Raw genomic sequence first — 11,933 nt, 5'->3', positions numbered from 1 at the left:
ATGGCGATGATGTCAGTGCTCATGATACAAGCCTAACCTCATCGCCCGTTATGGATAATACCTTATTTGCGTTTTTTGCGCTGAATCGCGTGAATCGCACGACCATCTGCTGACAATGCTGCTTCGTGTACCGCTTCAGATACGGTTGGATGCGCGAAAGTCATCAGCTGTAAGTCTTCGATGCTTGATACAAACTCCATCGCGATCATGCCTTGATGGACGATGTCGCCGGCGCCAGCAAAGATAGCATGCATACCGAGTAAACGATCGGTCTTAGCATCGGCAACGACTTTGATTGAGCCTTGCGCTTCACTTTGCGCCAGCGCGCGACCGTTAGCAGCTAGATTGAATGAGCCTGTTTTGACCTCATAGCCTGCATCCGCAGCTTCTTTTTCAGTCAGACCAACCCAAGCGATTTCTGGATGGGTATAGATAATGTTGATAATAGTGTCATAGTTGACTTGTGCTTTTTCGCCATGAATGCGCTCAACCGCCATCATGCCCTCTTCCATCGCTTTATGCGCGAGCATCGGGCCACGTACTAAATCGCCAATAGCATAGACGCCATCTAGATTGGTTTTGCACTGATCATCGACATCGATAAGGCCGCGTTCGGTTAGCGTCACACCGCTGTCCTCGCCAAGTAGCTTCTCAGAGTAAGCACGGCGACCGACACAAACGATCAATTTATCAAAGCTCTCATCTGAGGCTTCGCCTTTGTTTTCGCTAGTGACGACGACTTGACCGTCTTTGACTTCTGCATTAGTCACTTTGGTATCGACGCGGATATCTAAGCCTTGTTTTTTGAACATCTTACGAGCTTCTTTGGCGATATCTTTATCCGCAGCGGCTAAAAATTCAGGCAGCGCTTCATAAACCACGACTTCCGCGCCCAAGCGACGCCATACTGAACCAAGCTCAAGACCGATAACGCCTGCACCAATCACGCCCAAGCGCTTTGGCGTCTCAGTGAAATCAAGCGCGCCAGTCGAGTCGACGATATGCTCGTGATCGACTTTGGCAACTGGAATATCGATAGGCACAGAACCTGAGGCTAAGATAACGTTCTTGGCAGTAATGGTGCTTTCTGCATCATCCTCTAGCGCAACAAATTTAACTTTTTTGTCATCGCCTTTACCGTCGACTAACGTGCCCCAACCTTGTAGCCAGTCAACACCATTGCCCTTGAGTAGTGCCGCAACACCGCCGGTTAATTGCTTGACGATACCTTCTTTACGCTCAATCATCTTCTCGACGTTGATGCCGACATCACCGGTGCTGATGCCATGCTCGTCGAGCTCGTCTTTTGTCGCCTCATAGCGATGTGAGGTATCAAGTAAAGCTTTTGATGGAATACAACCAACGTTTAAGCAAGTGCCGCCAAGTGCTGGCTCGCCTTTGTAAACACGTTTTTCGATACAAGCGACGCTCATACCCAACTGACCGGCACGAATAGCCGCTTCGTAACCACCAGGTCCGCCGCCGATAACGACTAGATCATAATTATCTTTCATAGTACGTTCCTATTTTTAATTTTATGTGTTATTTAAACTGGTTTATTTACCAAACGCTCAGCATTGTCTACACTTGATAGCTAATACGCTATGTCCGTGAGAAAGACTCACTTATCGATCACTGAGCGTCAGTCACCATTATTAAATTCTTTGAATATATTTAGTAGCAAATCAGTTGCTGCTTATCAGGTAGAGCTATTATCTGCACCAAAGCTAAAAAGCTTGTATCAGCGGTTGCCAATACAAGCTTAGAAGCTTACAAGTCTAGTAGCAACATAGCTGGGTCTTCGACCAACTCTTTGATAGTTACTAGGAACTGTACCGCTTCTTTACCATCGATCATACGGTGGTCATAAGATAACGCCAAATACATCATTGGCAAGATTTCAACTTTACCGTCGACCGCCATTGGGCGCTCGTTGATCGCATGCATACCTAGGATGGCAGTTTGCGGTGGGTTCAAGATAGGGGTTGACATCAATGACCCAAATACACCGCCGTTTGAGATAGTGAATGTACCACCCGTCATCTCGTCTAGACCAAGCTTGCCTTCTTGCGCCTTGCTACCGTATTCACGGATTTTGGCTTCGATGTCCGCCATACCCATACGGTCAGTATCACGCAGTACAGGAACGACCAGACCACGATCTGATGATACGGCTACACCGATATCATAAAAACCATGATAAACAATGTCATCACCATCTAGTGAAGCATTGACTGCTGGGAAGCGTTTTAGCGCTTCAGTTGCCGCTTTTACAAACAACGACATAAAGCCTAAACGTACGCCATGACGTTTTTCGAACTTCTCTTTGTACTTAGCGCGCATGTCCATCAATGGCTTCATGTTCACTTCATTAAACGTCGTCAACATCGCGGTATCTTGTGATGCTGATAATAGACGCTCAGCAACACGTTTACGCAAGCGCGTCATTGGAACGCGTTTTTCAGTACGCTCGCCCGTTGATTCGGCAACTGGACGACCGCTGTCAGACTTGATGCTGCTGTCTGATTTCAGTGTTGGGTTAGCCATATCAGTTTTAGTGACACGACCGCCCCGGCCGCTACCTTCCACATCTTTAGGATCAACGCCTGACTCTTTTGCCGCTTTACGGACGGCTGGGCTTTGATCTTTGTGCTCTGCTTCATCTTTTTTGTCAGTGACTTGTACTGGCTCGCCACCATCTGCAGCTTGCTTTTCTTGTACTGGCGCAGCAGGTTGATCTGTCTCTACCGCTGGTGCTTCACCAGCACTTGCGCCTGCTTCAAATTGTGCGATTAGCTCATCAGACAGAACAGTATCGTCAACATCTTTGACGATCTTGGTCACAACACCATCATCAGGTGCCACAACTTCTAGTACCACCTTATCAGTTTCGATTTCAGCTAATAGGTCGTCACGGCTAACTTGTTGACCTTCAGTGACATGCCATTCAACGATTGTGCCATCGGCAACCGATTCTGGAAAAACGGGGGCTTTGATGTCAGCCATCGATATACTCCTTAGATTTGGATATTCATACTTATTATTAAGTCGTGATAGGCAATCAGTATCGTTTTAATAATGCTATTTGGCAGAATATTAAAACATACTGACTGTCATCGCCTGATTCATTTATCTTCTATAGTCTTTCAATTAGACAATCTATTATTGAGCTAATTCATCAACACTTACACCAAGGCCACCAGCAATCAGTGCTTGTTGTTGCTGTGCATGCAGTTTTGGAGATCCTGTTGCAGGTGCTGCACTAGCAGGACGTGCCACGGGCTCCATAACTTTTGCTTTGGTTGGATGTGGTACAACAATACGGAACATATGCGGTGCTAAGTAGTACCAAGCGCCCTGATTCAATGGCTCTTCTTGCGTCCATACAATCTCGGTCAAGTTGCTGTATTTTTCAATCTCAGCGACCAAACGTTGCTCTGGTAGCGGATATAGCTGCTCGATACGGACGATAGCAACATGATCGAGACCTAATGCACGACGCTGTTCTAGTAGATCATAATAAACCTTACCACCACATAGCACCATACGAGTCACTTTATCTGCGTTGTGATCGTCCATCTCTGGCAATACCGTTTCGAACTTACCGTTAGCAAGCTCTTCTAAATGAGAAGTTGCTAGCTTATGACGCAATAAGCTCTTTGGTGACATAACGATCAAAGGCTTACGGATCGGACGTACCGCTTGACGACGTAAGGCATGATAAATCTGTGCAGGAGTCGTTGGCGTGATGACTTGCATATTGTCTTCAGCACATAGCTGTAAGAAGCGCTCAAGGCGAGCAGATGAATGCTCAGGGCCTTGACCTTCAAAACCATGCGGTAACAACATCGTCAAACCACAGACACGTTGCCACTTGGTCTCACCACTTGAGATGAACTGGTCAATGACGACTTGAGCACCGTTCACAAAGTCACCAAACTGAGCTTCCCAAACAATCAAGGCGTTCGGTACTGTCGTAGCATAGCCATATTCAAAGGCCAATACAGCTTCTTCTGACAATAACGAGTTATAAGTAGCAAAACGTGCTTGTTTCTCGCTCAAATGAGCAAGTGGTACATACATGCTGCCATCATTAACATTGTAGATTTCAGTATGACGATGTGAGAATGTACCACGGCCGACATCTTCACCAGTAATACGTACCAAGACATCATCGTTATCAACTAATGATGCATAGGCTAATGTCTCAGCGGCACCCCAGTTCAGAGGCTCTTCGCCTGTTTGCATGGCTAGACGCTGCTCAACAACCTTTTGAACCTGACGCTGTAGCTTGTAGCCTTCTGGCATCTCAGCCATACGGCGTCCATACCCTTTGAGCTTTTCGATATCAACACTGGTATCCCAATCGTCAACCAAGTCATGACCTAGATAAGGCTTCCAGTCTACAAATAGCTGCTCGTTAGGCTCTTGAACCAGTGAGCTGACAACGTAATCGCCACGGTCTAAAGATTCACGATAATTATCTTCATACTGTTTTTCTTCTTCAGTATTTAAGATACCTTCTGCGATGAGCTTTTGTGCATAAAGGGTACGTGTCGTTGGCAGCTTCTTAATAACTGCATACATCAATGGCTGAGTGGCTGAAGGCTCATCTGCCTCGTTGTGACCGTTGCGACGGTAGCAGAACAAGTCAATAATGATGTCTTTATCAAACTGATGACGATAGTCTAAGGCTAATTGAGCCGCGAAAACGACTGATTCAGGATCATCACCATTCACGTGTAGGATTGGTGCATGTACCATTTTTGCGACATCAGTACAATATTCGGTTGAACGAACATCTTCTTGACGGCTAGTGGTAAAGCCAACTTGGTTATTGATAACGATATGTACAGTACCGCCAGTGGTATAAGCACGGGTCTGTGACATTTGGAAGGTTTCTTGAACCACACCCTGTCCAGCAAAAGCCGCATCACCATGGATAACGATAGGTAACACTGAGTTGCCACCAGTATTATCTAATGACGGCTGATCATTACGGCGCACTTGACGTGCACGTACTGAGCCTTGTAATACTGGTGCAACGATTTCAAGATGCGATGGGTTAAATGCTAAGGCTAAATGCGCTTCACCACCTGGGGTCATCACGTTAGATGAAAAACCATTGTGATACTTAACGTCGCCTGAGCCTTTCTCTGGCTGCACTTTACCGTCAAACTCATCAAATAAGTCTGCAGGGTTTTTGCCCAAAATATTGACCAACACGTTTAGACGTCCGCGGTGAGCCATACCAATGACCATCTCTTTTGTACCATAGCCACCAGCACGTTGGATGATTTCATTGACTGCAGGTATGAAACTCTCACCACCTTCTAGACCAAAACGCTTAACGCCTGTATATTTACGCGCCAAATATTTTTCTAGACCTTCGGCCGCTGTTAGACGCTCAAGAATAGACAAACGCTTTTCTTTGTCAAACTTGATATAGCCTAGATTGCTTTCTACATACTCTTCCATCCAGCGTTTTTCTGTACTGGTGGTCACATGCATATACTCAATACCGATATGGCGGCAGTAAACACGCTCCATGATCTCGATAATTTCACGTAATGGTGCTTCGTCTTTACCGATCACTAAATCATTGGTTGGGAATACAGTATCAAGGTCGGCTTCTGATAGGTTGTGATAAGCTAGGGTTAGATCTTCCACTTCTGCACGTGGATGTAAGTTCAATGGATCTAGCTTGGCGCGGCGGTGACCACGGCGGCGGTATGCTGAAATGAGTTGCTGTACACCCATTTGCTTAGGATCAGTACAGTTGTCTGAATTACTACTACTTGTACCGGTACTTTCGTTACTCGATTTGTTCGCCGTTTGATTGCGGGCAAGTAACAAAAATTGGTCTTTAATAGCATTATGCTGAGCATCATTTGACGATTTGTACTGTTCGAAGTACGCTTGCCAATCTGTGTCAACACTATCAGGGTCCGTTAGGTATTGCTCATAAAGAGCTTCTATATAGCTGGCATTATCGGCGGCCAGTTCAGTATGTCCTTGGTCCGCTTTTTCTTTGGTTATACTATTCATAATAATCGTCTATTTGATAGATAAATGAATGGAATCGTGCTTATTATGGTGTCAGTCGTTGTATGCTAGGCGTTCAGACAATTCGTCATACCCCATTGAATACGGTTCGATAAAACACTTTTATCCCTAAGTATTGCCGTCACTATAGAATATTGCTGTCATTGTCTAAAAGAGCAAGTAATGCTAAATAGTGATAACAAGTCTTATTGCAACACCTATGTTAAAAATAAATTTATTTGTGAATACTCAGTTTTCTGATCTAGCTCGTTTCACAACATTAATTTATATATACTTCTTTTAGCCATAACCAATTCATCAATGATAAATTATTAATAAATGGTCAATCTTTCAGCTAGCCTATAAAATGGCTATTATCGCTGAAATATCCGCTATTTGCTAACAAATCTTATCGTTTCAGATAAACATGCATTGCTGTATAGAATATCATGAGCGTTTTTTGCGATATAGTTTGTTTGTTCAATACTAAGTATTTACGTAATGAATATCTATTATCAATTATAGAAGCCTCGTTATTGTATACATAACGTTTTATTGTATTAATGCAATAGCCCGTACAGATGCTACTTTTAATGCATTGGAAACAAACTTCGCAATGTTTAATCAAGTTCAAGATGCAATTATACCAAACTTTACGTGTATCCGATTATATAGATTACCCCACTCTCAACTTATTTTTCTAAGGTATTGGTTTACTTAGTTTTTAAAATTTCAGTTAAAACAATTAGAATTTTAAATTCTATAAAAATCAAAGGCCTACGATAAGTTGAGATTGGCGTATAGATTGGCTGTTTATATAATATGTCTTCTTACATATGGTCAACGTATCGCCCATACAGATTTACGGATAGACTAACGTCCTATTGTTCACCAGTGTACTAGGCTTATTATTCTACCTATCCGGCACAATTGCTCATCGCTACCAATAGAAGCCCACTTCAAACAATAGTGATCAGAAAATTAACACTACTATAATCAGTGATTTTAACTAACAAAAACACCACCTAACGAATAGGTGGTGTTTTTTTGTGCTATCAACAATAATCAAAACAATTAACCAGCTTGATCAATCAACATATTACGTAAATGACCGATTGCTTTGGTTGGGTTCAAGCCTTTTGGACAAACTGACACACAGTTCATAATACCACGGCAACGGAATAGACTAAACGGATCGTCTAAACGCGCCAAACGTGCTTGCGTGTCACCATCACGGCTGTCAGCAACAAAGCGATACGCATGTAGCAATGCTGATGGACCTAAGAACTTATCAGGGTTCCACCAAAAAGATGGGCAGCTCGTTGAGCAGCATGCACACAGAATACACTCATACAGACCATTTAACTTTTCACGCTCAGCAGGAGACTGCAAACGCTCAGTTGGTGGTGCTGGCTGATCGTTGATTAAGTACGGATGTACTTTTTCGTACTGCTCGTAGAATTGGTTCATATCAACAACCAAGTCACGAACCACTGGCAAACCAGGTAACGGACGAACGGTTACTTTTTCTGGTAGCGTGTTCATGTTAATTAGACATGCTAGACCATTTTTACCATTGATGTTCATGCCATCAGAACCACAAATACCTTCACGGCAAGAGCGGCGGAAAGTGATTGTTTCATCTTCTTTCTTTAGGCGTAATAACACGTCAAGCAACATACGATCTGAATCAAGTAATTCAATCGTATAAGTTTGCATGCGTGGGGCTGCGTCCACATCAGGATCGTAGCGATAGATTTCGATGGTGCGAGTACCTCGGCTCATAATGCTAAACTCCACACGTAGGTGATGGCGGGCATACAAAGATTGCAACATATGAGTGCTGGCTATTAATCACTACTGATAATCGAATATCAATTAGTAGCCTAGCAGCACTCCTCTGAGCATGTAGCTGGCGGTCACCTTTTTAATAAATGAATAAGGGATAAAACGTTTAAGCTTTCTGTTTATATCGAGCGCATAGTCTAGGATTAATAGACGCGAACTTTTGGTTCGATATAGTCAACAGTCAGTGGCACTTTGCGAACTGGTTTGTAAATGATACGGTTGCCTTCAGAATACCATAAAGTATGCTTCATCCAATCGTGGTCATTACGGCCGTTTGGTGCATAGTCATCATCTTCTGGACGATCATAATCAGAGACACTATGCGCGCCGCGGCTTTCGTGGCGACTCGCGGCTGATACCATCGTCGCTTTTGCTACTTCGTATAGGTTTGCCACTTCAAACGCTTCGATACGAGCAGTGTTGAAGACTTGTGATTTATCACCCAAATGGATTTGTTCGACTTTCTCACCCAGCGCTAAAATTTTCTCAACGCCTTCATCCATCATGGCTTGCGTACGGAATACACTGGCGTGTTTCTGCATGGTGGCGCGAATCTCATCAGCCACGTCTTGTGCATTGTAGCCTGATGTTGATTGCTGCAATTTGTTTAAACGACCAACCGTGATATCAAGTACATGCGGATCAAGTGGTTTGTAGTTATGATCGTTTTGATGGAACTCATCAACAATGTGCTTACCAGCAGCACGACCAAACACAACCAAATCAAGTAGTGAGTTGGTACCTAAACGGTTGGCACCGTGTACACTCACACAAGCGCACTCACCAATAGCGTATAGTCCTTTAACGACGTTACCATTAGCATATAAACCGTCTTCATCTGTACCTGCCTCTAGATCCGGCACGATTACCTGACCATGGATAGTGGTTGGAATACCACCCATCATGTAGTGAATGGTTGGGATAACTGGAATAGGTTCTTTAGTAATGTCAACGTTGGCGAAGTTTTTACCGATCTCAAATACTGACGGTAGACGCTTCATGATAGTGTCGACACCCAAATGGGTCATGTCCATGACGATATGGTCAGCATTAGGGCCACAACCACGACCTTCTTTAATTTCTTGGTCCATAGAGCGCGATACGAGATCACGTGGTGCCAAATCTTTAACGGTTGGGGCATAACGCTCCATGAAAGCTTCGCCATCCTTGTTACGCAAGATAGCACCTTCGCCGCGGCACCCTTCGGTCAATAGTACACCTGCACCATGAACGCCCGTTGGATGGAACTGCCAGAACTCCATATCCTGTAGTGGGATACCAGCGCGAACTGCCATACCAATACCATCACCAGTGTTGATATAAGCGTTGGTAGAAGCGGCAAAGATACGACCTGCACCACCTGTTGCTAGAACAGTAACTGGTGCTTGGAATACCGCAACAGTACCTGTCTCTTGCTCAAGAGCGATAACACCGTTGATGTTACCCGCTTCGTCTTTGATCAAATCAAGCGCAATCCACTCGATAAAGAACTCAGTGCCTTGCTGTAAGTTTTTCTGATACAGCGTGTGTAGCAATGCGTGACCTGTACGGTCAGCAGCAGCGCACGCACGTTGTACCGCTTTTTCGCCATAGTTTGACGTATGACCGCCGAATGGACGCTGATAAATCGTACCATCTTCGTTACGGTCAAACGGCATGCCCATGTGCTCAAGCTCATAGACTACCTTTGGTGCTTCACGGCACATATACTCGATAGCGTCTTGGTCACCTAACCAATCTGATCCTTTTACGGTGTCATAAAAATGGAAATGCCAGTTGTCGTTACTCATGTTGCCCAAACTTGCACCGATGCCACCCTGAGCAGCAACCGTGTGCGAACGTGTTGGGAATACTTTGGTCAGGACTGCAACCTTCATACCCGCTTCCGCTAAGTGCAATGAAGCGCGCATACCTGAACCACCACCACCAACGATAACTGCATCGTAGTTTAGGGTCTTAATATTACTAATGGTATTGTCTTGTCTAGTTGCCATTACGGTTTTCCTAATGCCTATTAATGCTTATAAGTAAATGAAAAGCGTGTTTTAAAATCTTCTTATTGCAGGTTTAAGGGCTTTTATCTGGCCATTACATGCACTTATTAAAGAAGAGGATATAACAGTCTTTGACCACTTAATTTGCATATCTATCGTTATACTGAACCAAACCTGCTCAACCTTGTTGCTCATTCAGCGACAATCTAAATAGTGGGCGCTGTTGGTCCAATGCTATGACTATTTTTGGCTATCAACGGATACTTTTAAACTACTTTATCAGCTGACATACCAGCTGCGCGCATCCGTTATATATAGATGCTTATATCAATACTAAAGCTGGTCACTCAATCATTAAACAGCAACGACACCAAAGCCGTTACCCCAAAAAATCATGATTCCCCAAAATAGAAATACTAAAATAGCGATAATCATCAATGACTGTAGCACTAAACGTAAACCTGCTGCGCTTGAGCCCAGTTTGCCTGTCGTAATATAGTCAGTAAATACTGTCCACATTCCCACCCAAGCATGGCCAGCTAATGCAAGTACAGCAACTAAGCTAAATAAACGCATTGGCAGGCTAGTCATGAATGATGACCACTCAAGATACGTGACATCGCCGTGGGTCAAAAAGAAGCCCAGCAACACCACACTATAAACGGCTAAAACAACAGCACTAATACGCTGAATAATCCAATCGCGTGAGCCTGAACCTGTCAGACCAGTAGCACTTTTGATTCCTGAATCATTTTTAATCATTAGAACATCACCCATATAAATGACGCGACAACTAAAATCGCTGCAATTACAAAACTGACCATAGAGGCAGTGCGGCCAGATTTTAGCTCTTCGTTCATGCCCATATCAGCAAATAAATGTTTGATACCCATCACGAAGTGATATGCGATGGCGGCAACAAATATCCATGTCAAAAAGCGCACAAGTACGTTGTCAAATACGGTCTCAAAACTCTCAGGCGACGCCAATGAGTTCTGTAATAGCCACAGCATTACAGGAATTAATAAGAATAAAATAATGCCAGAGATACGATGCAAAATAGAGGCGATTGCGATCGGTGAGCGATTAACGCTAATCACTTGGCTTAAAGGCAGATCAATAGGTCGGTTGCTTTTCACAGCGGGCATCCTTTTTGCGGTTATACTCCTGTATCTGCTATCAACGCTTGACAAAAATAGTGTCAGTTGAGCATCGAGCAACACACGAGACGAATAAAGTAAGGAAGAGCTAGCTGACTTCTTTTAGTTTGTGCTAAATATGAAGAAAGAATCATGTATATAAGGTATTGATAAGCTGTTTAGTGTCGCTTGTCGAGCTGACAGGCCTACAAAACAACCTATCTATTATACAACAAAGAAAATAAACATGAGTAAGATCGACTAACCAGTCTATTTTTATTGGTCGTATGAATAGCCAGACAACGTTAATATGTCTTCTCTATCAAAATAAACCTTGTACTGAGCACTAAATACTGGTGCTGAGCATCTAAAAATAGAGCAGTTAACAAGAACATTTAAACCACAGAATTCGGTTTGGTTTATCAAAATACCAGACAATCGTAAATAAGCATGTATAAAGTAAGCTCTAGGCGACACTATATCATGACCACTTATCAATTCGCACAAAGCTAGTGCCAGTCAATTCCTGCAATTATAAAATGACTGGGCGATAATTACAAATTTATCCCTAAAGTAATAAAGTCACACACTTAATTAACAAACGAATAGATATATGCAATACTGAATGTGGAAAACGCTTACCTCTGACAATTATGCTCGACACTTAACTTGTCTACTGCTCATGCCCTGTCTGTTTTTAGCCTCGTTTTTTGCGAAAATCCTGCTGCGTTTTTGCGACAAACCCCAAAATATAACGTCAATATTGACGTTGTAAATATGTTTAATAAACAGAAAGTTTAGCGCAAAATAACCAATCAGACATATTTTGATACAAAAATTACAGCGAACAACCACCGCTAGGCCGCGCCAATTGGACCCACGGTCAATAAAAGTTTTTTCAAATCAC

The 11,933-nt window shown here is 43.4% G+C and carries 7 protein-coding genes; all 7 read right to left on the bottom strand.

Annotated elements, in window-relative coordinates; genetic code table 11:
• Positions 1–62 precede the first annotated feature (62 nt).
• Positions 63–1,514: a dihydrolipoyl dehydrogenase gene (gene lpdA / locus BLR43_RS06665; RefSeq protein ID WP_093069782.1), complete on the bottom strand. Its 1,452-nt coding sequence runs from the start codon at positions 1,512–1,514 to the stop codon at positions 63–65.
• Between the two features lie 256 nt (positions 1,515–1,770).
• Positions 1,771–3,006, bottom strand: coding sequence for a 2-oxoglutarate dehydrogenase complex dihydrolipoyllysine-residue succinyltransferase (odhB, locus tag BLR43_RS06660; RefSeq protein ID WP_093069779.1), 1,236 nt, complete (start codon positions 3,004–3,006; stop codon positions 1,771–1,773).
• Positions 3,007–3,162: 156 nt separating this feature from the next.
• On the bottom strand, positions 3,163–6,048 hold the full coding sequence (locus BLR43_RS06655) for a 2-oxoglutarate dehydrogenase E1 component (RefSeq protein ID WP_093069777.1): 2,886 nt from the start codon (positions 6,046–6,048) through the stop codon (positions 3,163–3,165).
• 1,071 nt (positions 6,049–7,119) lie between these two features.
• Complete coding sequence (locus BLR43_RS06650; protein WP_058023969.1) at positions 7,120–7,830, bottom strand: succinate dehydrogenase iron-sulfur subunit; 711 nt, start codon at positions 7,828–7,830, stop codon at positions 7,120–7,122.
• Positions 7,831–8,036: 206 nt separating this feature from the next.
• The gene (sdhA, locus tag BLR43_RS06645) at positions 8,037–9,887 is read right to left on the bottom strand and encodes a succinate dehydrogenase flavoprotein subunit (protein WP_071002571.1); all 1,851 of its coding nucleotides are present in this window, start codon (positions 9,885–9,887) and stop codon (positions 8,037–8,039) included.
• 354 nt (positions 9,888–10,241) lie between these two features.
• Entirely contained in the window at positions 10,242–10,628 is a 387-nt protein-coding gene (gene sdhD / locus BLR43_RS06640; protein WP_227674226.1) for a succinate dehydrogenase, hydrophobic membrane anchor protein, read from the bottom strand.
• Between the two features lie 20 nt (positions 10,629–10,648).
• Positions 10,649–11,035, bottom strand: coding sequence for a succinate dehydrogenase, cytochrome b556 subunit (sdhC, locus tag BLR43_RS06635; RefSeq protein ID WP_093069774.1), 387 nt, complete (start codon positions 11,033–11,035; stop codon positions 10,649–10,651).
• Between the last annotated feature and the right edge of the window lie 898 nt (positions 11,036–11,933).

Origin of the sequence: Psychrobacter pacificensis (assembly GCF_900101915.1) — a bacterium.
Classification (GTDB): domain Bacteria; phylum Pseudomonadota; class Gammaproteobacteria; order Pseudomonadales; family Moraxellaceae; genus Psychrobacter; species Psychrobacter pacificensis.
Note: the sequence above shows the minus strand (reverse complement) of the source record. Positions and strands in the feature narration are given on the sequence as shown.

Bases quoted from the DNA above. Each gene is read 5' to 3' on its own strand.
- sdhA (WP_071002571.1), bottom strand. From the start codon at position 9,887: ATGGCAACTAGACAAGACAATACCATTAGTAATATTAAGACCCTAAAC.
- sdhC (WP_093069774.1), bottom strand. From the start codon at position 11,035: ATGCCCGCTGTGAAAAGCAACCGACCTATTGATCTGCCTTTAAGCCAA.
- BLR43_RS06650 (WP_058023969.1), bottom strand. From the start codon at position 7,830: ATGAGCCGAGGTACTCGCACCATCGAAATCTATCGCTACGATCCTGAT.
- lpdA (WP_093069782.1), bottom strand. From the start codon at position 1,514: ATGAAAGATAATTATGATCTAGTCGTTATCGGCGGCGGACCTGGTGGT.
- BLR43_RS06655 (WP_093069777.1), bottom strand. From the start codon at position 6,048: ATGAATAGTATAACCAAAGAAAAAGCGGACCAAGGACATACTGAACTG.
- odhB (WP_093069779.1), bottom strand. From the start codon at position 3,006: ATGGCTGACATCAAAGCCCCCGTTTTTCCAGAATCGGTTGCCGATGGC.